The sequence below is a fragment of the Flavivirga aquimarina genome, from assembly GCF_030540835.1.
Lineage (GTDB): Bacteria > Bacteroidota > Bacteroidia > Flavobacteriales > Flavobacteriaceae > Flavivirga > Flavivirga aquimarina.
Genome location: NZ_JAUOEK010000118.1, coordinates 14,637 through 38,663, shown reverse-complemented (window position 1 = coordinate 38,663; position 24,027 = coordinate 14,637). Strand labels below are relative to the sequence as shown.

The 24,027-nt window shown below is 32.5% G+C and carries 16 protein-coding genes and 1 pseudogene; 10 read left to right on the top strand and 7 right to left on the bottom strand.

Annotated features, from left to right (window positions below; translation table 11 throughout):
- Positions 1–84 precede the first annotated feature (84 nt).
- The 7 genes from Q4Q35_RS10630 (at position 85) to Q4Q35_RS10600 (ending at position 13,365) form a co-directional block, all read left to right on the top strand.
- On the top strand, positions 85–1,230 hold the full coding sequence (locus Q4Q35_RS10630; protein WP_303277952.1) for a FecR family protein: 1,146 nt from the start codon (positions 85–87) through the stop codon (positions 1,228–1,230).
- A gap of 87 nt (positions 1,231–1,317) precedes the next feature.
- Positions 1,318–4,827 carry a SusC/RagA family TonB-linked outer membrane protein gene (locus Q4Q35_RS10625; protein WP_303277951.1) on the top strand — a complete coding sequence of 1,170 codons (3,510 nt, stop codon included), beginning with the start codon at positions 1,318–1,320 and terminating at the stop codon, positions 4,825–4,827.
- An 18-nt stretch (positions 4,828–4,845) separates the two neighbouring features.
- Positions 4,846–6,339, top strand: a complete 1,494-nt coding sequence (locus tag Q4Q35_RS10620; RefSeq protein WP_303277950.1) for a RagB/SusD family nutrient uptake outer membrane protein — start codon at positions 4,846–4,848, stop codon at positions 6,337–6,339.
- A 20-nt stretch (positions 6,340–6,359) separates the two neighbouring features.
- On the top strand, positions 6,360–7,313 hold the full coding sequence (locus Q4Q35_RS10615; protein WP_303277949.1) for a DUF4465 domain-containing protein: 954 nt from the start codon (positions 6,360–6,362) through the stop codon (positions 7,311–7,313).
- Between the two features lie 422 nt (positions 7,314–7,735).
- Complete coding sequence (locus Q4Q35_RS10610) at positions 7,736–9,130, top strand: TlpA family protein disulfide reductase (protein ID WP_303277948.1); 1,395 nt, start codon at positions 7,736–7,738, stop codon at positions 9,128–9,130.
- A gap of 508 nt (positions 9,131–9,638) precedes the next feature.
- Complete coding sequence (locus tag Q4Q35_RS10605) at positions 9,639–10,466, top strand: DUF3179 domain-containing (seleno)protein (protein WP_303277947.1); 828 nt, start codon at positions 9,639–9,641, stop codon at positions 10,464–10,466.
- A gap of 94 nt (positions 10,467–10,560) precedes the next feature.
- The gene (locus Q4Q35_RS10600; protein WP_303277946.1) at positions 10,561–13,365 is read left to right on the top strand and encodes a M16 family metallopeptidase; all 2,805 of its coding nucleotides are present in this window, start codon (positions 10,561–10,563) and stop codon (positions 13,363–13,365) included.
- A gap of 396 nt (positions 13,366–13,761) precedes the next feature.
- On the opposite strand, the gene Q4Q35_RS10595 is transcribed toward Q4Q35_RS10600, so the two are convergent.
- The 4 genes from Q4Q35_RS10595 to Q4Q35_RS10580 all read right to left on the bottom strand — a co-directional run bounded on the left by Q4Q35_RS10595 (position 13,762) and on the right by Q4Q35_RS10580 (position 17,934).
- Positions 13,762–14,508, bottom strand: coding sequence for an amidohydrolase family protein (locus tag Q4Q35_RS10595; protein WP_303277945.1), 747 nt, complete (start codon positions 14,506–14,508; stop codon positions 13,762–13,764).
- Between the two features lie 18 nt (positions 14,509–14,526).
- Entirely contained in the window at positions 14,527–15,594 is a 1,068-nt protein-coding gene (rsgA, locus tag Q4Q35_RS10590) for a ribosome small subunit-dependent GTPase A (RefSeq protein ID WP_303277944.1), read from the bottom strand.
- Between the two features lie 170 nt (positions 15,595–15,764).
- Positions 15,765–16,859, bottom strand: a complete 1,095-nt coding sequence (locus Q4Q35_RS10585) for a hypothetical protein (protein WP_303277943.1) — start codon at positions 16,857–16,859, stop codon at positions 15,765–15,767.
- Between the two features lie 43 nt (positions 16,860–16,902).
- Positions 16,903–17,934, bottom strand: coding sequence for a hypothetical protein (locus Q4Q35_RS10580; RefSeq protein ID WP_303277942.1), 1,032 nt, complete (start codon positions 17,932–17,934; stop codon positions 16,903–16,905).
- 748 nt (positions 17,935–18,682) lie between these two features.
- Here Q4Q35_RS10580 and Q4Q35_RS10575 point away from each other — a divergent pair.
- Together Q4Q35_RS10575 and Q4Q35_RS10570 are read left to right on the top strand one after the other, a co-directional pair.
- Complete coding sequence (locus Q4Q35_RS10575) at positions 18,683–20,428, top strand: chondroitinase-B domain-containing protein (protein WP_303277941.1); 1,746 nt, start codon at positions 18,683–18,685, stop codon at positions 20,426–20,428.
- Positions 20,429–20,626: 198 nt separating this feature from the next.
- Positions 20,627–21,220 (top strand): hypothetical protein, encoded by a 594-nt coding sequence (locus tag Q4Q35_RS10570; protein ID WP_303277940.1) that lies wholly within the window; start codon positions 20,627–20,629, stop codon positions 21,218–21,220.
- Positions 21,221–21,287: 67 nt separating this feature from the next.
- On the opposite strand, the gene Q4Q35_RS10565 is transcribed toward Q4Q35_RS10570, so the two are convergent.
- The 3 genes and pseudogenes from Q4Q35_RS10565 to Q4Q35_RS10555 all read right to left on the bottom strand — a co-directional run.
- A complete protein-coding gene (locus tag Q4Q35_RS10565; protein WP_303277939.1) occupies positions 21,288–21,902 on the bottom strand; it encodes a deoxynucleoside kinase in 615 nt (204 codons plus the stop codon).
- A 9-nt stretch (positions 21,903–21,911) separates the two neighbouring features.
- On the bottom strand, positions 21,912–22,691 hold the full coding sequence (locus Q4Q35_RS10560) for a hypothetical protein (protein WP_303277938.1): 780 nt from the start codon (positions 22,689–22,691) through the stop codon (positions 21,912–21,914).
- A 34-nt stretch (positions 22,692–22,725) separates the two neighbouring features.
- Positions 22,726–22,878 (bottom strand): annotated as a pseudogene (locus tag Q4Q35_RS10555) (winged helix-turn-helix domain-containing protein); the annotation flags it as partial.
- 232 nt (positions 22,879–23,110) lie between these two features.
- Between Q4Q35_RS10555 and Q4Q35_RS10550 the strand changes: the two are divergent.
- Entirely contained in the window at positions 23,111–24,013 is a 903-nt protein-coding gene (locus Q4Q35_RS10550; protein WP_303277937.1) for a GLPGLI family protein, read from the top strand.
- Positions 24,014–24,027: the final 14 nt, after the last annotated feature.

Sequence of the window (24,027 nt, the reverse complement as noted above, 5' to 3'; positions counted from 1 at the left end):
ACAAAAAAAAGATTAAATTTTTTTAGGGGTTTTATTGAATTCATAAGCAATAGTATAAAAATACGGTTAAATAATCAAAATATTTTGAAAAAGTATATAATAAAATATATAACAAATAGAATTACAGAAAAAGAGCTTGAAGCACTTTGTAAATGGTTGGATAAACCTGAGAATCAATCTGAATTTGAAAGCTACATTAAGGATTATCACGATTTGAATTTGGCAACATTGAAGAATGATGTGGATAGGGCTTATCGCAATGTTAAGCATAAAATCGATACCGAAAAGTCCGCGAGCAAGGTTGTTCCTTTTTACAGAACAAAATTTATTAAATATGCTGCCGCTATTCTAATATTCGCTACCTCTGGGTATTTCTTTTTAAATAAGAACAACTTATCTGACGACCAAAATAAAAATAATAGTGTTTCCATTAAACCCGGCACGAACAAAGCTACACTTACACTTGCTAATGGGGCGAAAGTGGTTTTAGACAACGAAGCGGTTTATCAAGATGAGGAAATAATTGGTGATGGTACAGAAATCGTATATAAAACCGGAAAAAACAAGACTGAAATCGTTGAGTATAACTATTTGACCATCCCTAGAGGTGGGCAGTACCATGCTATACTATCCGATGGTACTGAAGTTTGGTTAAACTCAGATTCACAGCTAAAGTATCCGGTGAGTTTTGTTGGTGGCAAAGTAAGAGAAGTAGAGTTAGTTTATGGAGAAGCGTATTTTGAGGTTTCCAAAAGTAATGAACATAATGGAGATGCATTTGCCTTAAAAACAGAGAAACAAAATATCACAGTTTTAGGAACAGCGTTTAATATAAAAGCTTACCGAGACGAAACAGAGGTTTTTACCACCTTAGTTGAAGGTAGTATTTCGATAAGTAATAAAAACCATAAAAAATTATTAAGTCCAGGCCAGCAGTCGAAATTATCCCATAGTACAGGAGATTTTGATATATACCCTATTGAAGTAGAAGAAGAAATATCTTGGCGAAACGGTTTGTTTAGCTTTAATAATAAACCACTAAAAGATATTATGAAAGTTTTATCACGTTGGTATGATGTCGATATTATTATTACTAATAATGAAATGAAAAATATTGAATTTACAGGTGTCTTGAATAAGCAGCAATCCATACTAAAAATACTAGAAACCATTCAAAATACTAATAATATGATTTATACTTTTAATGATAGAAATTTAATAATAGAGTAAAAAAAAGGGATAAAACTTAACATCTCACAGCCAGTAATATCCCGTTATAAATTGATTAATTAATGTTTAACTAACCAATACAAATTTATGAAAATTAAATTAATTAAACTCCGTTCCATTCCTGGAAAGCGGTTACCCTTTATGATTATGAGAATAATTATTTTGTTATTATGCACGACAGTTTTCAGTTTAGCACCTAAACCGTCGTTCTCTCAAGAAAAAGTAATTATCAATCAAGACCAATGGGTTACTATTGATAAGGTATTTAAAATAATAAAAGATCAAACGAATTATACCTTCATTTACAGGTCTGATTTATTTGAAAACTATCCTAAAGTTTTATTGAAAAAGGGAACGATTAAAGCAAACAAGCTTTTAGAAAAAACCTTGCCACAAGAAGAGTTTGTCTATAGCTTTTCGGCAGATAAAACTATTGTGATTAAAATAAAGGTTCCTATACAGAACACCATTCCACAAACGATACAACACATTATTAGAGGAACCGTGGTTAGTGATAAAGGAGAACCGTTACCAGGTGTGAATGTTATTATAAAAGGAGCAAAAACAGGAACCTCAACAGATTTTGATGGTAAATATTCGCTTAATCTAAGAGATGCAGATGTAAAAAGCACTGTTTTAATCTTTAGTTATCTAGGATATAAAACCCAAGAAATTGTTGTTGATTCTAGAACCGATATAGATGTGACCTTGATTCCAGATTTATCAGGGCTTGATGAAGTTGTGGTAATAGGATATGGAACTTCTAAAGTAAGAGATGTAACGGGTACAATTTCTAGTATAAGCGCAGGAGCAATAAAAACTGCACCATTGGGGGCTACTGCAGAAAGTTTAATACAGGGTAAGGCTGCGGGAGTTAGTGTACAGATTCAGTCGGCATCGCCAACCTCTCCTATAAGTGTTATTATACGTGGCGGGTCTTCACTTAGTGGTACTAATCAACCATTGTGGGTTATCGACGGTGTTCCACAATATGCCCAATCTGATGACGGTAACATTTTTGGTCTACTTGAGGGTGATGCCAATAACATCTTCTATAATCTAAATTTAGATGATATACAGAGTATTGATATTTTAAAAGATGCATCAGCTACTGCAATATATGGATCTAGAGCAACAAACGGAGTCGTTCTTGTAACAACAAAAAAAGGTTCCTATAATAGTAAGCCTGTTTTTGAAATATCAACCAACGTTGGCATTTCAGTTGCTGATTGGAATGATTTTGATTATTTGGAGAGAGACGAATATGTCGATTTTTTAACAAATGTGTCCAATGAAGATGTTTTAGCCAGGGGTAATCCTGGTTTTAGCCGTTTCATCCTAGATAGAGCTGCTTTTTTTGAGCTAAATACAAGTGAATTTGATGGACAATCTACTTTTGCTTTACTACCTGATGCATTTAATACGGAAAGTCAAGTTCCTAATTGGTTAGATCTTTTAACACAATCTCCTATTACAACAACTCATTCTTTCTCTGCGAGAGGAGGTTCAGAGAATACATCTTATTTCACATCTTTTAGTTATAATAAAACTGAAGGTGTCGTTAAAACTGGGTTTAGTGAAAGATATAGTGGTCGAATTAATTTTGACACTAAATTTAGTAAAAACTTAAAATTTGGGTTGAATTTAAGTGGCTCAACTAGAGAAGCCGATAATAAGGATGCATTAGTAAATAATCTAAAAACAACGCGTCCAGATTTCCCAGCATATAATCCTGATGGCACTTTATTTCTAGGAGATGACGGATTTACACAAAATCCTTTATTGGATTTGGAAAACGATAATTTAAGTGAAAATGTGATTTTTCAAGGGACAGCTTATTTAGAAGTTAAGTTTTTAAAAGACTTCCTATTTAGAACAGCATTTTCCAACAATTACGTCGATACCGAAAGTGTTGTTTTTAAAAAAAGAGGAAGTCTTCAAGTTGAGGAAGAAGGTTTGAAACAAACGAACTTAAGCACAACATCTTCAAACATATGGGAAAACACATTAAGCTATAAAAAAATATTTAATGAAAAACACGATGTAACGGGTTTATTAGGATATACTTTTGAGCGAAGTAATAGATATCAATTAAATATACAAGGAAATGGTTTTCCTGATAATGAGGTTCTAGATGGTTTTGGATCTGCCTCTTTTATCGATTTTATAAACGAAAGTGAATCGGATAATGCCTTAATTTCTCAGTTTGCAAGAGGGCAGTACCAATTCGATAAGCGTTATATAGTCTCTGGTACAATTCGTCGCGATGGTTCTTCTCGTTTTGGAGCCAACAGACGTTGGGGTTATTTCCCTTCTGGAGCAATAGCATGGGTAGTTTCTGGCGAAAAATTTATGCAGTCAGATAAAATGCAAAAATATGTGCCTTTTTTAAAGTTAAGAGCATCTTTTGGTACAACCGGAGGACAAGATATAGGGAATTTTGATCACCTTTCTACATTTGCAGGTACTACTTATAATGGAGCTCCTGGTTTAATACCAAATTCTATAGGGAATAGAAACTTACAGTGGGAAGAGACAGACCTATTAGATTTGGGGATTGATTTTTCATTATTTAATGGCCGTGTATCTGGAACTCTTGGAAAATATAAAAAACAAAGTAGGGAAGCTCTTTTTAGTACAAATATAGCTACAAGTTCTTCCTTTACTGAAGTGCCTACTAACATCGGTTCATTAGATAATGACGGTTACGAAATCTCCTTTAATTATGATATTATTCGTACAGAAAATCATCGTTTGACCTTTAACTTTAATTGGGCTACCAATGACACTAAAGTCACAAAAATTAATGGAACTACTAATGAACTGTTTTTTCCAGATTTCTCTGAGCCTTTTCAGAGATTGGTCGAAGGTGGTTCAGTCGATGAGTGGTGGGGGTTTCAAACAGCCGGAAGGTTTTTCGATTCAGCTGAAGATGCTGCTTCTTATAGACCTAGAACTGAAGATGGAGGCGTAGGATTAATTCGACATAGTAGAGGAGAAGAAACTAAAGGTGATATAATTTATTTAGATCAAAATGGTGATGGTGAGATTACAGATGAAGATCGCGTAAATATAGGATCAGCAACGCCCGATGGATTTGGAGGTTTTGGTTTAGGGTATAGCCATAAAGGTTTCAGAATCAATGCCACTTTTGTTTATGCATATGGTCATAAAAGGCTATGGGAAGATGCTTTTAGATCTGGTGGAGGTGTTGCGTTTGAAAATCAATCTAATAGTATTGTTGGGCAGAGCGCTGGAGTAGTAGATGATGTTCGAGATGCTCAGTTTCCAAGGATAACCTTATTTAGCTCAGTAAATTCGTTATTTTCTGATGCGTATTTGTTTGATGCTTCGTATCTGCGTTTAAGTCAAGTATCTATCGGGTATTCAATACCGAAAAAAGTTTTTAAAAATAGAACAATTTCAGGTATTGATATCACCCTACAAGGAACAAACCTATTTACTATTACAAATTATCCAGGGATAGATCCACAAGGAAACTTTACTAGTACCCAATTAGGGACTGGACTTGGTGTTGATGTTAGTACTTTTCCACAGACGCAGGGGTATAATCTTGGTATTAGAGTTACTTTATAATAAAAAACTACGATAAATATGAAAAATATAATTTATACAGCTTTAATAATCTTAGTCTTTGGAGCGAGTTCCTGTTCCTCTGATAGCTTTCTAGACAGAGAACCAGATTTTATTCTGACTGAAGGTAATACAATTACTACTCCTACAGAAGCACGAACAGCAGTGAATGGAATTTACGCTGTTAGAGAGGATGCTTCTGGAGGATGGAGCGCAGGACACTATACTTCTAAAGCATCACAGTCTGGTTTTATAGACTGGAATGAGGGAGACTTTGAAATGTCGTCTACACAAACTAATCCAACATCAGTGGGAGAGTTCTATTGGATAGATTTTTACAGAATCGTAAATGCAGCAAATTTCGCTATGAAAGGGATTACAGATTTAGGGCCTGATGTATTTGATGGTGTAGAGGAATATAATGCACTATTAGCTGAGGCAAGATGCTGGCGTGCTTGGGCTCATATGAATATTTTCTGGAACTTTGGGCATTGGTTTTCTGATGATGATATAAATCCCTATGGTGTTTTATATCGTGAAGAAGTAGCTGACCTTGATAATCTAGAACAAGCAAGACTTAATGTTGGCGAAAGTTATGCGAAAATTTTTGAAGATTTAGACTTTGCCATAACGCATTTAAATAATTTTACTGATAATAGGTTTCTTTCCAAGGAATTTGCCAAGATTATTAAGGCAAAAGCGTTGCTTAGACGAGGTGGGTTTAATGATAATATGGATCAATTAAACGAATCACTTGCTTTAGTAAATGATGTTTTAAATAATCCTCCAGCTGGTTTTGCTATGCAAGGAGACCTTGCCGAGGTGTATCAAGATTCTTGGGATTCTGAAGAGAATTTATTCGTAGGTTTCTTAGACGGTAATGGTGAGACTAGTGATGATATTCCTTTTGAGTATGAATTCGAAATTCCTGTACGTTTTGGACAGGAAATAAACCCGTTCGATCCCATCCCAGCAGACGAATTAACAGCAGGTTTGCGCTTTGGAGATGATTTGTTTAGAGCAGATCCAAGATGGTCTATAGTTACTGGAGAGTCATTTTTTGAAACATATACATGGATTAAACTTACCCGTTTTTCTCCGACAATAGGACAGTTCGATTTAAAATTTAATACCTACTATTTTAGATTTCCAGAATTGTATATCATGAGATCAGAATTATTGGCTAGAACAGGAGCTTCTATTGCAGAAGCAATAGCGCCAATAAATACTATGCGATCTATTAGAACGAATCCAGTATTGCCAAGTCTAAATCCGACTACTCAACAAGAATTAATGGATGCTATCTTTTTTGAGTACATCTTTGAGACATTTCTTGAAAACGGTAATGAGTTTTATGCAGCGTTAAGATTTGACGCTCCAAATGGTGACCCCTGGATTGAAACAATAAAAGCTAGTTCTGGTATTCCCTTGGTAATTAATAGTATCCCTTACCCTATTCCTAATGCAGAAATATTCGGGAACCAGTTAATGATACAAAACGTAGACTTAGAATAATAACAACATAAGAACAGAATATGAAATTTATACAATATATAAAAGCAATTTTTGTCGCATTGATAGCATTCGTAGGAATAGTTTCTTGTGACGATGATGATGAAATTAGAATCCCTTTTCCTGATGACATCAACTTTAATGAAATCGAATTAGCAAGATTTAGTTCAGAAATTCCAACTGCTCCGTTTACAGCAGGTGAAAATGCATCTCGTACTATAACGGTTAATGTAGTTAGTACAGGAGGAACATCTTATAGCGGATTTGCTTTATCAAATAGAAATTGGAGGTCGTATCCTTGGAGTTTAAGTCCAGATTATGAACCTGCTGGAGGGCTATCGGTAACAGAACAACAGCAAGCTATCGACTCAACAGCATTTAGCGTATATACAAATAGAACAAATAGAACTGAAACTTATTTGATTGGAAATGCAGTTGCAGAAGATGCTTTTTTTACACTTAATCAACCCGCGGTGATTGAGCATATTCTAGTATCAAATACAACCTATAATTATTTATTGACAGAATTTGGATCAGTATTTTCTGGTGATTTTTTGGATTTTGATGCAGAAATATTTGATATTAATGGGGGGCCAATATTCAATCCAAATATCCCGAACGAAGACCGGGGAGGAAGATTTTTCCTGCCAGCTCCAGGAGGGGTTGAAGCAATAAGTTTATTTTCACATTCGGTAGTAGATAATGTAGATGGCGCTTTTGTTAAATTGGAGATAGAAGGCTCTTTAAATGGAAACGTTACTGGAACTGTAGATGCCTATTTAGCAACAACACCTGGAGGAGATCCAGAAAACCCCAATTTTGATTTTGTTTTAAATGATTGGGTTCCTATAGATTTAACTTCTTTAGGACAAGTAGATCGTGTATTGTTTAGAATGTCATCATCCTATGTTGATGGAGCTGGCAATATGATTTACCCTCAAACATTTTGCTTAGACGGTATCCGTATTCAACAATAAAGGCAAATTGATTAACCTAGTTAAGTTTCCCTACTTAACGCATTGTTTACAGGGTGAGTTTAGTTATTCACCCTGTAAACAATAATTAAAATTACCTATAAAATTATGTAGTTGGTTTTTAATAATAAGACACTTACTTTTTTAGAAAAGGCAATTCATAAAATATATTAAAACAATATCCAGAACATTTATTATTAAAAAGAAATGAAAAAAATAATTTTATTATCCGTTTTATCCCTATGGATATTGGCGTGTAAAGAACTTAATATTTAACATGTCTTTGATAAGGGAAACCATTTCTTTTAAACCATACTATATGACGAATACAAAATAAAAATATTGATGAGCTTATATATCTTCTTTAAATTATTACTTCAACATTTAACAAATTTTATACGTTATTATTTTAATAAAAAAAATTCATGAAAAATACTATAATAGTTTTACTTTCAGCATTGTTTTTAGTGTCTTGTCAGTCAACCCCCAAAAAAGATTATATTTTGCTTAGTGGTACCATTTCAGGTGCCTCAGAAAAAGAGTTTAGACTATATAAAAGAAAGAGTGGAGCCGATCTCACTATTGTTAAACTAGCAGAAGATGGCACCTTCTCTTCAGATACCATAACGACTGGAACAGGATATTACGCTTTTGGTGATGGAGGCAGAAATTCTGCAGAATTATATTTAATTAATGGAGGTGAATATAATTTGACGGCTATTGTGGAGAAATTCAGAAACACTGCAAAATTAACTGGGCCTAATTCTGATGCTTCTAATTATTTATTGTCTAAAAAAGATAACATGGATAAGCTAAGAGGAAGTCATTCTGAATTTTATTCATTAAACGAATCAGATTTTATTGCTAAGCAAAAAATGCTTCATAAGGGTCATGTTAACTATTTAGATAGCTTTCCAAATATTCCTAAAGAATTTGTTGAAAGAGAGCGTAAGGAGTTGTATTACTACAACCTTTTAAATTTAACTTACTATGAGGATTTTCACCGAAGATATACTAAACAATCTGATTTTAAAGTTTCAGCAGATTTTGTCAAGCAATTTGAAGGTGTAGATTTTCATAATGAGGAGCTCTATAAACTTATAGGTTCTTACCGTAGATTGGTTCTTAAGCACTATGAAAAGAAAGCTGAATCAGCAGCAGAAATATCAGTAGCAGCAGGAAAAGAAAGATACTTTGATGTATTGAAAGTATATGGAGCCATTCCTAATGACCATATAAAAAATGATATATTAATGTCAGCAGCCCCGTATCACATAGGTTATACAGATAATATAGATGAGTATTATAATGCTTACATGGCTGTTTCTACTTCAGAAGAGAATAACGAAATAATGACCAAAAAGTATAAGGGCCTAAAAAGACTGAGTGCAGGAGCAACTTCACCGATTTTTGAGAATTATGTCAATCATGCAGGAGGCACAACTTCTTTAAGTGATTTTAAAGGGAAGTACATATATATTGATATTTGGGCAACATGGTGTGGACCATGTTTACAAGAGGTTCCTTTCCTTCAAGAAGTCGAAAAAAAATACCATGGAAAAAACCTAGAATTTGTAAGTATTTCTATCGATAGTAAAGAAAAACGTGATGCTTGGAGAAAAATGGTGACAGATGAAGGGTTCAGCGGAGTTCAATTGATTGCAGATAAAGATTTTAATAGTGACTTTATTGCAGCCTATGAAATTAATAGTATACCACGTTTTATAATAATCGATCCAGAGGGAAAGATTGTATCAAGCAATGCTACGAGACCTTCAGATCCAGATTTGATTGTTTTATTAGATGAACTTAATATTTAACATTTCTTTTAAGCTCTAACTACATAAGGAACACAAGTGATAAACTTATACCCTTTCTTTAAATTTTGTTTTAGATGGATTATATTTGAGTTAGCTAAAGGGGAAGAAGGGCTATTTTTTAAATAGCCCTTTTAAATTTCTTTTTTAGTTATACAGTCATCCTAAGCCAATACACTTATAAGCTTTCTATTTGTACCAAAAAGTAGAAATAGGATGGTATGTGTCTTTTCTCTCGCTTTTTTTCTAATTATAGTAAAAGCTATAAAATTAACAGTATACCACGTTTCATCTTGTTAGATCCAAAAGGAAATATTGTATCATGGAATGCTCCACGACCTTCAAATCCAGACTTGATCGCTTTGTTTAAAAAACTTAATATTTAACATTTCTTTAATAAGGGGGAATCACTTTTTTTAAGCATTACTGCATAAGAGATAAGGTTGTACACTTTCCTTGTTAACTCATTTTTTTGGTGTGCGGTCATCCTTATTTTAAAAACTTAAAAAATATGAAAACATATCTTCTATTAATTTCAATAACATTTTTTGTGACATGCAAATCTGTAAATTCCGGTGAGCCTGAAAAAAAAGACACTGGAAAAACAGATGAAAAGAAGGAAATTATAAAAAAGGATCGATTACTTGCTATTAATAGAGGTAAATTCTTTGAAATTGACGGCAGGAAAATGCTTTACGGAGGAGAAAAGGAAAATCAGCATTTCGATATTACCGGGTGTTCACTAAAAGACGAACAATTTCACTATGGTCTTGGTCGAGAAAGTTTTCCAGCGTTGTTAAAACCAGAATTCATATCTGTTAAAGAAGCCAACCAAATCTGGGCAGATAGCACTAGGTTTTTACTTGCATACTCAGGAAAAGAAGCCAAAGCATACGCAGTTAAAGATCTTACGCGCCACGAAGTTGTAAATGATGTATTAGATGGCCAACCAATCATGGCAGCCTATTGTATTTTGGCAGATTTAGGTGCTATTTATGAACGAAATTATGGAAATGAAGAACTAACATTTGCTGTAAGCGGATATACATATTTTGACAAAGACGTTTGGAATGGTCTTGATGGTTTTGTGCTATGGGATAGAGAAACAGAAAGCTTATGGTGGCCGCTTATAGGCAAAGCTGTATCTGGATCGCTTAAAGATGTCAAACTTTTAGAAATGGATAAAAGTAAATGGCAAGATGTTAAGTGGAAATATATAAAAGATAACTACCCCAATGCCTTGATTTTAAAATCTGGCCAAAATTTCGAAAGGCCAACAGATTGGAAAAGAATGGAAGACGTATCATATATAAAGAAGAATTATATCTCAAAAAACTAAAAGAGTTATTTGCTTACTATAGCGGGTAAATACTTGGTCAATACAATTTTATTACAATTAAATTTCTAACAAAAAAGCAATAAACAAAAAACAGATGAAACATTTTCTAACATTATTTCTCACATTAACATACAGTTATTTGGCAACTGGTCAGGTTTTAGATTTAAACCAACCTTTAGTAGAAGATACTAGTATAAAAAAAGGCGTATTATCAAATGGATTAACCTATTATATTAAGAGCACAGACGTTGTAAAGGATGCAGCGAGTTATTATATTATTCAAAATGTAGGGTCGATTCTAGAGGATGACGACCAGCAAGGCTTGGCTCACTTTTTAGAACATATGGCATTTAATGGGACTAAAAATTTCCCAGGAAAAAGCTTATTAAATACATTGCAAGAACATGGAGCCGTTTTTGGAAAAGATATAAACGCCTATACCTCATTTGATGAAACGGTCTATAACTTGAGTCATATTCCAACAAAAGATGGTTTAGTAGATACTTGTTTAACAGTATTAAATGATTGGTCAAATTACCTATTGTTAACAGAAGAAGAGATTGATGCTGAGCGTGGCGTTATAAAAGAAGAATGGCGTACACGACAAAATGGGAGAACGCGATTATACAAAACATCGATGCCCATAGTCTATAATCATTCAAAATACGCGAATAGATTACCTATAGGCTTAATGTCTGTTGTAGAAAATTTTGAATATAAGGCGCTTCGTGATTTTTATCATGATTGGTATAGAACAGATTTACAAGCAATCGCTATTATTGGCGATGTGGATGTTCAAGACATTGAACAAAAAATCATAGAAAAATTCTCAAAAATTCAAGCTGTTAAAAACCCTAGAAAACGTTTTGTTGTTGATATTCCCAATAATGACGAGATGCTTTACAGTTTAGGTATGGATCCAGAGATTTCTACAGCAAGTATTCGCTTTGGTGTTCGTCATAAAAAACCTGTAGATATAAATACGATTGCCCATTTAAAACGTTCTTTATTAGAATCTATGGTAACCAGTATGTTAAATACTAGGATTTCTGAACAAGCTCAAAAACCAGAAACCACTTTTTTAAATGCAGGAGTGTATTATAGCAGTATATCAAGAACCTCAAATACTTTCGGATTAGGAGTATCACCTAAACCAAACCAACAAAAGGAAGCATTTTCTCAAGCATTAACAGAAGTTATAAGAGCTGTAAAGTTTGGTTTTACGCAATCTGAAATTGATAGAGAAATTGTTGAGTTAAAAAATTCATATGAAAATCGAATAACAAAAAAAGAAGATGCAAGTCATAGAAGAATTCTTGGGGGTATTCAAAGAAATTATTTAGAAAATGAAAGCATTGCAGATATAGAAAAGGAATATGAGGCTGCTGTGCAAATATTTAAAGGAATTACTAAAGAAGAATTTCATGAAACTATTAAACGATTGTATTCTAAAAATAACAGAACGTTAAATATTACAGGAGTTGCATCTCAAGAAAATTTAGCAGAAGACGTTGCAAAACAAATTATAGCATCGGTAGAGAACAATTCTGAAATTAAACCCTATAGCGAATCAACAGCAGGAAAAACATTAATATCAGGTTTAAGTATTAAGGCAGGAAATATTGAAAAAACGACTTTAAATAAAGAAACAGGTGCTACTACCTATCTTTTACATAATGGCATTAAAGTACATTATAAATTTGTAGATAAAGAAAAGGATAAAGTATCCTTAAGAGCTTTGAGTTATGGTGGAGCATCATTATTAAGTGATGAAGACTTACCTTCGGCCGAATTAGTTAACGGTTTAATAAACAGGTCGGGACTGGGCGAATTCAATGCCACAGATTTAGATAAGGTTTTAGCAGGAAAAACGGCTAATGTAAATATTAATTTTGGAGATATTACAGAAAGCCTTTCAGGGTCATCAAATACAAAAGATGTAGAAACCATGTTACAAATGGTATATATGTATTTTGAGAAACCACGTTTTGACGAACAAGCCTTTAAAGTTCTCGAAAGTAATATAGATAATTATATTATTAGAAGAAGTAATAATATTGGAGAAAAGATGAGAGATAGTTTAACGGTAACTCTTTATGGTAAAAATAACCCTAAAGAACGCATTTTTAACCAAGATTACGCGAACGATATCTCATTTGAAAAAATAAAAACTATATATAAAGACCGTTTTGCAGATGCTTCAGACTTTGAGTTTTTTATTGTAGGCGATGTTAAAGAAAATCAATTAACCCCTCTTTTAGAAACTTACATAGCGAGTTTAAACACTAAAAAGACAAAAGAAACATTTAAAGATAATAAAGCAGAATGGGTCTCAAATAATATAGATAAGCAAATTTATTTAGCCATGGAAGACCCTAAGGCAACTATAAATATAGCTTATAACAAAGAGATGTTATACACAAAAAGTAATGCTATTTATACCGACGCTTTAGGAGATATTCTTCAATTAAGAATAACCGAAACGGTAAGAGAAGCAGAAGGCGGTGCGTATAGTCCAAGAGCAAATGCTAGTTTTTCTAGAGAGCCAAGATCGCAAGTTAATATATCGTTTAGATTTGATTGCAACCCAGATATGGCAGATAAATTAGTGGATGTTGTGAATGCAGAACTACAAAAAATAGCCAATGGAAATATTAAAGAAGAGGATTTAAATAAAGTAAGAAAAAACTTTATAAAAGAACGTGAACAAGCAAAAGATAGAAATGGGTATGATATGCAGGTACTTACAGAATACTTTCGATATAACGAAAATATGAATGACCCTAAAAACTTTGAAAACATTGTAAATAAAATATCAAAAAAAGATATACAAAACATTGTAAAACATGTGCTTGATGGAGGAAAATCGTATGAAGTGGTATTCAAGCCAAAACAATAAAATCGAACTCAGGTTAAATTATTTGAATTAGTCAACGAATAAGTTTTGAAAAACATTAAAAGAACAAAGTAGCTATAAAATTTTTCAAAATTCTAAGAATTTCGTATTTGCCCTTCCTTTCCTCTAACTTATCCTAATAAAAGAAGGTCGTCTAGAAAGTAATTTCTAGGCGGCCTCTTTGTTAAGTATGATATCTAGTTAAAACCTATAACCAATTCTTAAATGAAGATTTATTGCAACTTCTCTTTTGTCTTTTACAAATCCGACATCTTTGGAGAAGAAGTGTATATAACCTATACCAACACCAGTTTTGTAATTCATGTGCTTTCCTAAAGTTTCCCCTAAAGAGTTAGTCTTCTGTTTGACGTTAGAGAAGATTTCTCAATTAGCCGAATATTAATCTTTTGAGTACCATTTGACGGCATTTTGATATAGTATTTTTTTTTGAGCTTCATCAGAAAAAATATCTTTTACCCACTTTAGATGGTCAAAAGTAAAAGGTGTTTTTGCCCGTGTTGATGGCAAATCTGTTCCGAACATTAAAGAATCGGGATTAATGGAATAAATCTTCTTCATTGCAGTAATTGGATTAAAATCTAACCGTCCGAATCCCGTAGCTTTTATTTTTACCCCTTTTTCTGCCCAATAATACAAATCCTTAAGACCCACTTTTGAAAGTCCAAGATGGTCAATCGAAAATTTCGGAATTTGGTCAAGAGTTGTTTTCAGTTCTTTTAAACTCTTACTGTCTACATAAAGTTCTGTGTGCCAGCCATAATTATCGAATAATTTATTTGATAATTCTACCAAATTTTTCAAGCGCTCCGAGCCGCCTCTTTTAAGATTGAACCTAACTGCCCGAATGTTAGATTGATTAAGCTTTTTCAATTCCTTATTTTCCATTGTAATTGGAATATTCGCTACGCCAAAATAGTTTTCACCAAAAACTCTTAGAGCATCTAATAAATAGTTCTGGTCAAATTTTTGAAATGATCCTGAAACTATAGCCCCACCTGTAATTCCAAAACCCTTAACTTTCTCTTGATAGTTTTTAACTGTGAAATCAGGCGGTAAATACCCATTGTTTTCCACTAGAGGAAAGTTAGGATTAATAATGTGGAAATGAGCGTCAAATATTTTCAATTGTTTTAATTCTTCTAATTAATACTTATTGTCTCTTCTTTGCTTCTTAATATTCTTAATCATTTTCCCTAAGTTTTTGTCCTTCTTTTTTCTATCTAATAGGTTAGATTCGAAATGGGATTTTTCTCTTTCCATTTTCTGAAAATTAGCATAAGCTTCTTCATCAATCTCTCCATTTTCAACAGCTTCAAGAATGGCACATCCTTTTTCATGTATATGAGTACAGTCTTTGAATTTACAATCTTTAGAATATTCAACTATAGATTCAAAAGTAGTTTCTAAACCATCGGCTGTATCAGCAATTCCAATTTCTCGCATCCCTGGGTTATCTATCATGATTCCCCCATTATTTAATACGATTAATTCACGGTGACTTGTGGTGTGTTTTCCTTTGTTTACACTAGAACTTATCTCACTTGTTTTCATTAATAATTTATTGGAAAGGCCATTAATAATAGTCGATTTTCCAACTCCTGAAGAACCAAGTAAACAGTATGTTTTCCCTTTTTGTATTATAGCCTCTAGTTCCAGATATCCTTCTGTGCTAAGATTACTAATGCTTAGTATTGAAACATCTTTAATTCGCTGATTTATTTGAGCTATTATAGCGTTTAACTCAGATTTTTTTATCAAGTCTGTTTTATTCAAAACTATTATAGGTTCAACATTAGAGGCATTACAAATGGTCAAATACCTTTCTAATCTGTTCAAATTAAAGTCTCTGTTAACCGCCTGAACGATTAGACCAAAATCGACATTAGTTGCGATAATTTGTGTTTGTCCAGATTTGCCAACAGCTTTTCTTTCAATAATGGCTTTTCGAGGGTAAATAGCATGTATCAATGCTTTATTATCATCATAACTGGAAAAAGCAACCCAATCTCCAACGGCAGGAAAATCATATCTGCTTTCAGCTGTAAACCTTAAATTACCTATGAGTTCAGAATCAAATTCACTTTCAGAAGTCTTTACTACATATCTTTCTTTATGTTCTAATATGACTCTGCCAATTTCAAATGAATCTAAATTCTGGACTACTCTGTATTTTTCTAGAGTATCATTATACCCTAATGCTTCTATTTTCATTTACTCATTATATTAAACTTGCAAAAAACAAGTGTTCAAATATATTGATTTTTAAAGAGAATTAACGAAATGATTGTGTTAAAATAGATTTTAGGGAAGCCGTAATGGAAGGCACTATTTAATAAAACCTATATCATTAAGTGCTCCTAGTTCATTATATTTTAATTTAATTAATTGTCGTATAAATACTTGGCTGCTGCATCCCCCATTTTTCGATGATTATGCCCAACATTTGGTACTATCCTTATCTTCCAATTAAAATCATATTGCATTTCTTCGGCTATAGACTTTGAGGTTTGGAAAAAGAAACGTGCTCTTTCCAATCGATGCAACCCTTGTAAATCTGCCGAACGGGAACGCAACAATGTTCCACCTGTTTCATTTTCATTATCGAGCTCTCCTGTAAATAGAACTAAATTCCTTTTAAATGAGGCTCTTAAATCGTCTTTGTTGATAGAGGTGTTTTTGATACCAAAAGGGAGAGCAGTATTAAAATCAGGAAGGGTGTAAAACCCAGAGTTTGAAGCTAAAATTCGATTAACTTTCGAGGATTTAGCACAGACTGCCAATCGATGTAAAATTTGCCCACCTGCAGAATGTCCAAAGGCATCGTATTCGGTTTGATTAGATTTAAGTTCGTTTACAGCAAGGTCAAATATTCTATCAAAATCGTTGAAAATCCATTCGTCTTTATTAGGATTTATTGTAAAAGTAAAATTATTCTCGTCGAGCTTTACCATATTTGTATTCTCAATATAAGTGATACTGTTTTTTAAATTGAGGTTACCCATTAATCCACATAAATGGTAGTTTTCAAAAGGATATTCTTTTTCTGGATACATAGGAGAAAGTATAAGAACGCTATACTTTTCAGATTCCTCAATCCATGCATCTCTGTAACTGTCTCCATTTCTTCCTGCCCCCGGGATGACCATTAATATTTTAGAATCTGCGTTGAAATTTTTTGGTCTGTGGTAATATACTTTTATAGATTTGTTAACCTTACCTTTTCCTCCTTCAACTAAAAAAGACCCTGAACCTTCTTGAATATTAATATCATTCAATACCTGTTCTTTTTTCTTCTTTAAATCTAAATCATTTTTTTTAATGAGGACCATATCACATTTAGGACAGGTTCCCGGTTTGGAAAAACTAAGTTCATCACATGACAAATCGCATGGTGTACAGACATAATCAACTTGGTTGTTTTTAAAGGAGAAGAGAACAAGTAAAATTACTAAAAGGCTTAAAAGATTTATTTTCATGATTGATGTTTTGATTAAGACTAATAATTTACCTTTTTATTTTTTAATGATCAGCTCCAAAATTGGAAGAATTAGGAACGGTTAGCCCATCCCAAGCTTTCATATCAGGATTACTTCCTGAGGCGACTCCAAGTGATGGAGGCTGTCCAATACCATTAGAAGAAGTAGTATAACATTGTGAATCGTTTATAGTTACATTGATCGTATTAAAACCAATGCCGTTTGAAAAGTGATTATTTACATCGTTATACCTAGTGATTTGCTCAAATATACCATTGGTTATTTGAGTCTCTTCACCTGAGTTGGTGTTAGCTCCCACAATAATTACATCTCGCATATAAACATCTTTACAGCCTTTATGAATTCGCAATCCGTTTTTAGAGGATATGTTAGAATTAAAATAAGAGTCGACAACGACCAAATTTTGTATAGATTGAAATCTGTTATTTTGAGCGTCAGACTCTAAACGAACATTTGCTAAGATAAAATTATTTCCCCTAAAGTCGGTACCATTCTTTCCCTGAATAAATAATGCCCAATCACCGTTATTGTCTCCGTTTATAACTTCCATGGTAGAGTTTATTAAAGCCACTCGATTCCATCCTGTCGCTGGACCAGAGAAGTTATTTAATTCACCTCCATGAGTAATTGAGTGTAGATTATCTATTAGTATATCTCCTTTACTTTCCATAATGATTGGTCCGGTAGTAACAAGACCACCTTTCCATTTTATTCGATTACCAGTAAAAGTTAAGCTGCCTTGAATTTCGGCATGGTCTTCCAAAATAAATTCACAATCATTACAGGTTATGTTTATGTCATTGTACGTACCCGAAGCCACTTTAGCAGAAACACCATTTACTGCAGAAGCTTCTTGGAATTCGGTGTTGTTCCTAATGTTTCTTTGTTCCATGATTTGAGGTTCAAGAGGCCATTCAACATCGGCAACAAGGTCGGGAAGAACTCCTAAATCATAATATGAACTGTTTGGGGTTTTGTTTAAGTCGTCGTCTGACTTACAATTAATAAATAGCGTAATAAAGACTAAAGTGTAGGTTTTAAGTAGGTTTTTCATTTAATTATTTTTTTGTGGAAAGCAAATTTACAAAACTAATTGCTTTTTAAAACTAGTTTTGTTTGGGAATTAATTTTTAGAGCTGTTTAAAATTTAGGACAGTATGAATCTAATTATCTCTCATATAATTTGATAAGCATAATATGCTGTCAAATTTATTGGGATTTATATTGGTTTGTCACATTGCAAATTATATATTTGCAACACGAAAGTTATTTTGACATTATAGAAATTATATAGAAGTTCGCAAATAGACAACAATAGTTTGTGAATTATAATGAGTATAAGGTTTGGATTTCGTCCAGACCGCAAAAATTGCAATAAAGAGCTCTGATGAATTAGGGCTTTTTTTGGCAATAAATACGACGTTGTGTTGTTCCTAGAGGAATCTAGGAAGTAGTTTACCAAAGTAATTTGGTAACCAATGAGAAGCTTTCCTTTTTTCTTAACAGAAGATTGGGATGCTTTTTTGTTTTATGGCATTTTGCAATATGTGACTTTTAAGAGAATGTGGTGTCCAACTATTGCTATTAATCATTCATTATACAGTGAAAAAGAGGGTTACAAGAAATTGTAGCTCTTTTTTATTTGGCCATTTCAAACTATTTAAGATAGTTGTTATGGTGACGTAGTAGAGAAAGTGCTTTTTTGTTATATAAATAGTATTCTAATACAAATTAGAATAAAACTTCTTATATTTGACAATTGGTTAACCAGATTGGTTTTCCAAAAAACAAAAATAACTGCCATGAAAAACTATTTATACTTATTAGTGCTATTTTTTATTATAAATGCCAATTCGCAGGTTGTGAGTAACAATACCGAACTTCAAAACGCAATTTCGAATGCTCAAGCTGGTACAACTATAGAGCTAACCGATGGTACCTGGACCGATATTCAGATATCAATTAATGTAAACGGAACAGACTCTCAACCTTGTATTATTAAAGCTCAGAATCCAGGAAGTGTATTTTTTGAAGGAAGATGTAATATAAGCATAGGAGGGTCTTATATTATTTTAGAGGGTATAGTTTTTCAAAATGCTTCAGGTCTTATTTCAAGTGGTGGCGATATAGAACCTATTATAGAATTTAGAGATACAAGTAATGACGAATGTGAAAATTGTCATGTTAGAAATATAAAGATAGATTCCTATAATGCTAGTGTAAGTCAGGATGAAGATGTATTTAAATGGATTACTATGTATGGGCAAAATAATGAGGTGAGCTATTGTTCGTTTATAGGTAAAAATGGCGTAGGTAGTGTTATTAATGATAATCGTAGCAGTACAACACCAGATTATACTAAAATACATCACAATTATTTTGCAGATAGAGTTCCAGTAGATAATGATATCAATGGATTTAACGATCAAGACGCTCTAAGAATAGGAAGTAGTTCTACATCGCTTTCTAATTCTTTCACAGAAGTTTATAATAATTTTTTTAATAACTGGTCGGGCGAAGTAGAAATTATTTCAAACAAAAGTGGTAGTAATAAATACTATAATAACACTTTTCGAGATTATCAAGGCACATTAACCTTGAGACATGGTAATAATTGCGAAGTATACAATAATTACTTTTTTGCAGAAAACAATTCGTTTTCTGGAGGTATTAGGGTTATAGGCGAAGACCATAAAATATATAATAATTATATAGAAGGAGTAAATCACAGAAAACCCGGAGGTGCAGGTTCTAATGCTACAGGAGGTATTAATATTTCTAATGGGAAACCAGGTTCTGCACTCAATGAGTATTATCAAGTAAAAAACACACAAATAACAAACAATACGTTGGTTAATTGTGATTTGGCTATTCGAGTAGGAACCACTGTAAATAGTAGTTTAACTTTGGCGCCAGAAAACTTAGTAGTTGCTAATAATATCATGTTAAATTCGAGCGACTCTGCTTTTGAAGAAATTACAACCCCAACAGGAACTTCCGTTTATCAGGGTAATATCACTCAAAATGGAAGTTGGGATTTAACTAATGGTGTAAATTCTAACCAAACAGTGGGTTCTGGATTGTTAACTAGCGGAAGTGATTTTTACAGACTTGTTACTGGAAGTGCGGCTATTGATGCAGGCGTTGGAACCTATTCATTTGTAACAAAAGATATTTTAGGAGGAAATAGAGAAGTAGATTTTGATGCTGGAGCAGAAGAATTTGGAGCAAGTGGAACAGTTGGTCCCTATGATTTTGCTAACGTTGGGCAAACATTAGGTTTTGGAGCTTTAAATGCGTTATCGGTAAGTGATAATATTATAAAAGAAAATACGATTAAAATATATCCTATACCTAGTAGCGACGAATTGGTTATTTCTACAAGTAACAGCCTAATAGGTGCCGTTAAAATATTTAATATTCTTGGTGAATTAGTATTAAAAACAGATGTGAAGTTAAATAGAACAAAAGTAGATGTTAGTACATTCCCAAGTGGTGTTTATCTTTTAAAAACAGAAAACGCTTCCAATCGCTTTGTAGTAAAATAAACAATGAATACACAGATGGTGTTTGTCTCACCCTGAAAAGATACCAATAAGAATAAAAGTAAGAAAACTAATTTGTTTATTGTAGGCAAGTTTTATTTTTGTATGAATTTATTTATTAGATTTGATACAAAGAAGTAATGATGAGTGATAGGCATTACTTTTAAAAACATGGGTTATTTTAAATTATTAAAATTAGTTATGAAAAAAATTATCTTATTTAGTATTATTTTAATGTCTGCTGCTTCATTTGCTCAAAGTGATAAAAATGATGATTCTCAAGAAACAAAATTCGTTTATAATAGGGAAGGGTTAAGCCCTAAAAATATAACGACTTATATAGATGGGAAGAAGAAAGAAAATATGGCTTCGAAAGCAGAAAAATGGCTTGACGAAAAATATGGAAATTTCGAGGATGTTCTTTCTAAATCGGATAAAAGTGATGAAGGTGAAACAGCAAAAGGAAATAAAAAGGTGACTTTTACTGGTCTTACAAATAATGCTATTTGTTTTACCGAGAAGTCAAACTACATTTGTGGAGACATAGAATGTAAAATAGAATTAAGGTTTAAAGATGGAGAATATAGATTTAGACCTATAAACATGTTTTATAAAACTAGTTCAAGTAAGAAAAGCAAAAAAATAAACTTTCAAAAAAATAAGTTTTATTCTAATGATGGAAAAATAATAGAAGGTTACGAAAAAGTTTTATCGCAAGTAGAAAATTTACTTAATAACTTAAATAAGAGCCTTTTAAACTATTTAACAGATAAAGAGCAAGAGGAAGAGTGGTAGTTAATAAATGTGTTTAGCAAACCACAAAATGTTTATTTAAATTTATAGCAGTTAAAAAATAAACGATCTAGAATAGCCCATTTATTTCTGCATCAATAGTATTGATAACATCTCCTAAGTCTTCTGGGTTATCTACAAAATTTAAATTATCTACATCTATAATTAAAAGCTTTCCTTTATCGTAGCCATGTATCCAAGCCTCGTAACGCTCGTTTAATCGACTTAAATAATCAATACTTATTGAGTTTTCGTAATCGCGACCCCGTTTATGTATTTGAGATACTAAATTAGGTATAGAACTTCTTAAATAAATTAATACATCCGGGCCTTTAACTAAAGATTCCATTAAATCGAAAAGCGACTTGTAATTTTCGTAATCGCGATTTGTCATTAAACCCATAGCATGTAAATTAGGTGCAAAAATATGGGCATCCTCGTATATGGTCCTATCTTGTATAATGTCTTTTCCGCTTTGACGAATTTGCAACACTTGGCGAAATCTACTATTTAAAAAGTATACTTGTAAATTGAAACTCCAACGCTCCATTTGGTTATAAAAATCATCTAAGTACGGATTGTCTACAACATCTTCCAGTTGTGCTTCCCATTTATAATGTTTGGCTAATAGTTTTGTAAGTGTGGTTTTTCCCGAGCCAATATTCCCAGCAATTGCAATGTGCATAATTTATTTTTAGTTGATTTTTATTTTATACTCATATAGGGCTTCGTTTGCGTAAATATACAAGGTTTCGTTGGTTACAAAAAACGTATTTGTTAATAAATTTGGTAATAAAATTGGAATAGCAGTGTCGCTGTTTTTTTTAAAATAAACTAACGAATCATTCTTTTTTAAAATGATATCTCCGTTGCTTTCAACAATTTTGTTATATCCATCATTTTTTAACTTTTTAACGAGGCTTCCAAAATAGTTATACGTATAAAAATGGTTTTTAGTAAGTAAATAACAAAAATTATAATTGCTTTTTAAATCTAAAACGTCACTTTGAATAGGTACTGTCTGGGCTCGCGTGGTTTGTGTTTTATAATCAAAAAGCTCTAATTTTTGATTATCTTGGTTAAAAATCCAGATCGTATTATCGTGCCCTGTAGCAACATGCGATGCATTTTTATATTTAGAAAGCGCATTAAAATCAATTTTAAATATTTCTGCTAATCGGTTATCAAGAATGATAACACTATTAAAATCTTTGTAAAAGAGGGTGATTTTTAATGGGTTAAAAACGTTTGCAGTTGTTATATCCCCAAGCTGTAAATTATTATAAGTAATGGTTTTGGTAACATCTTTTTTATTAAAAACATTATTATTTATAAAATATTTGGTGCCAAAATTATCAATAGCAACCAATCGATCGGTTTTAAAATTTGTTTTTTTTATAAGCGAAGCTTCAATAGCCTTTTGTGCAGATATTGAATAAGATAGAAGTAAAAAGAGATACACTGTATATTTCATACCGACTTGAAAAATACAAAAACCTTAGCACTTTTCAGCATATTAATTTGTAACCAAATCCACGAACATTAATAATTTGTACGGTATCGTCCTGATTTAGTTTTTTTCGAAGTTTAGTGATAAACACATCCATACTTCGTGCATTAAAAAAATCATTATTTCCCCAGAGTTTGTTTAAAATTAAAGAATTAAAAGAAGAGTAAAGAAGTGATACAAAAAGTGTATGATGAGATTTTGGATAAGACATCTAAAGAGGTGATAGAAAGTTATCAATCCAGACGTGGTGATGGCGAAAGAGTCATGATTAGAGTAGGAGGTTAATTTTAAGAAGAGTTTAACATTTAGTGTTTAAACTATTGTAGAAGTCTTTTGTCTTATAGGTGTTAACAGAATACCTAATTTTTAAAGATTTCTTAATCATGATTAAATCCATTTACAGTAAACTAATTATTGCTACGGGCTTACTATTTTTTGTTTCAGTTTGCTCATTTGCCCAAAAAGATTTTCAAGGAAAGGCATATTATTATTCCAAAACCTCGGTAGACATGACCAATTTTGGTAGGCCAGGGATGAGCGAAGAGCAAAAAAAGAGAATTGCAGACAGAATGAAAAGCATGTTTGAAAAAACATATATACTAACATTCACGCAATCGGAATCTATTTATAAGGAAGAAGAAAAATTAGAAGCCCCAAGTGAAGGCGGTCGTGGTGGTGGAAGGTTTGCAATGATGAGCAGTAGCTTTACCGGAGGGCCACAATATAAAAATGTTAAAAGCAAAGAATTATTACAAGATCAAGAATTTTTCGGAAAACAATTTTTAATAAAAGACAGCTTACCGCAATATAATTGGGAAATGGGAAGTGAAACCAAGCAAATAGGAAAGTATATGTGTTTTAAAGCCACTGCGACGATACAATCTAATGCTTACGATTTTACAAACTTTAGAAGACGACCAGATAGAGAAGAAACCAATAATAAGAAGCAAGACTCTGTTAAAGTTAAAGCCACCAACAAAGAAGAAAATACTACCAGAGAAATTAAAATTGTAGCATGGTATACTATGCAAATTCCTGTAAACCAAGGCCCGGGAGAATATTGGGGCTTACCGGGGTTAATATTAGAAGTAAATACAGATAAGACGACTATTTTATGTTCTAAAATAGTTATGAATCCAGAAGAGAAATCTACCATTAAAGTACCTACTAAAGGAAAAAAAGTAACGCGAGAAGCCTATAATGTTATTGTAAAGAAAAAAACCGAGGAGATGCGAGAAAACTTTAGAGGAAGAGGAGGCCGAGGTGGTGGCAATAGAAGAAGTTAATAAAAGACAAGATC

Excerpts from the sequence above, each read along its gene's own strand:
- Q4Q35_RS10625 (WP_303277951.1), top strand. The coding sequence starts at position 1,318 with ATGAAAATTAAATTAATTAAACTCCGTTCCATTCCTGGAAAGCGGTTA.
- Q4Q35_RS10620 (WP_303277950.1), top strand. The coding sequence starts at position 4,846 with ATGAAAAATATAATTTATACAGCTTTAATAATCTTAGTCTTTGGAGCG.
- Q4Q35_RS10615 (WP_303277949.1), top strand. The coding sequence starts at position 6,360 with ATGAAATTTATACAATATATAAAAGCAATTTTTGTCGCATTGATAGCA.
- Q4Q35_RS10610 (WP_303277948.1), top strand. The coding sequence starts at position 7,736 with ATGAAAAATACTATAATAGTTTTACTTTCAGCATTGTTTTTAGTGTCT.
- Q4Q35_RS10605 (WP_303277947.1), top strand. The coding sequence starts at position 9,639 with ATGAAAACATATCTTCTATTAATTTCAATAACATTTTTTGTGACATGC.
- Q4Q35_RS10600 (WP_303277946.1), top strand. The coding sequence starts at position 10,561 with ATGAAACATTTTCTAACATTATTTCTCACATTAACATACAGTTATTTG.
- rsgA (WP_303277944.1), bottom strand. The coding sequence starts at position 15,594 with ATGAAAATAGAAGCATTAGGGTATAATGATACTCTAGAAAAATACAGA.
- Q4Q35_RS10585 (WP_303277943.1), bottom strand. The coding sequence starts at position 16,859 with ATGAAAATAAATCTTTTAAGCCTTTTAGTAATTTTACTTGTTCTCTTC.
- Q4Q35_RS10580 (WP_303277942.1), bottom strand. The coding sequence starts at position 17,934 with ATGAAAAACCTACTTAAAACCTACACTTTAGTCTTTATTACGCTATTT.
- Q4Q35_RS10575 (WP_303277941.1), top strand. The coding sequence starts at position 18,683 with ATGAAAAACTATTTATACTTATTAGTGCTATTTTTTATTATAAATGCC.
- Q4Q35_RS10570 (WP_303277940.1), top strand. The coding sequence starts at position 20,627 with ATGAAAAAAATTATCTTATTTAGTATTATTTTAATGTCTGCTGCTTCA.
- Q4Q35_RS10565 (WP_303277939.1), bottom strand. The coding sequence starts at position 21,902 with ATGCACATTGCAATTGCTGGGAATATTGGCTCGGGAAAAACCACACTT.
- Q4Q35_RS10560 (WP_303277938.1), bottom strand. The coding sequence starts at position 22,691 with ATGAAATATACAGTGTATCTCTTTTTACTTCTATCTTATTCAATATCT.
- Q4Q35_RS10550 (WP_303277937.1), top strand. The coding sequence starts at position 23,111 with ATGATTAAATCCATTTACAGTAAACTAATTATTGCTACGGGCTTACTA.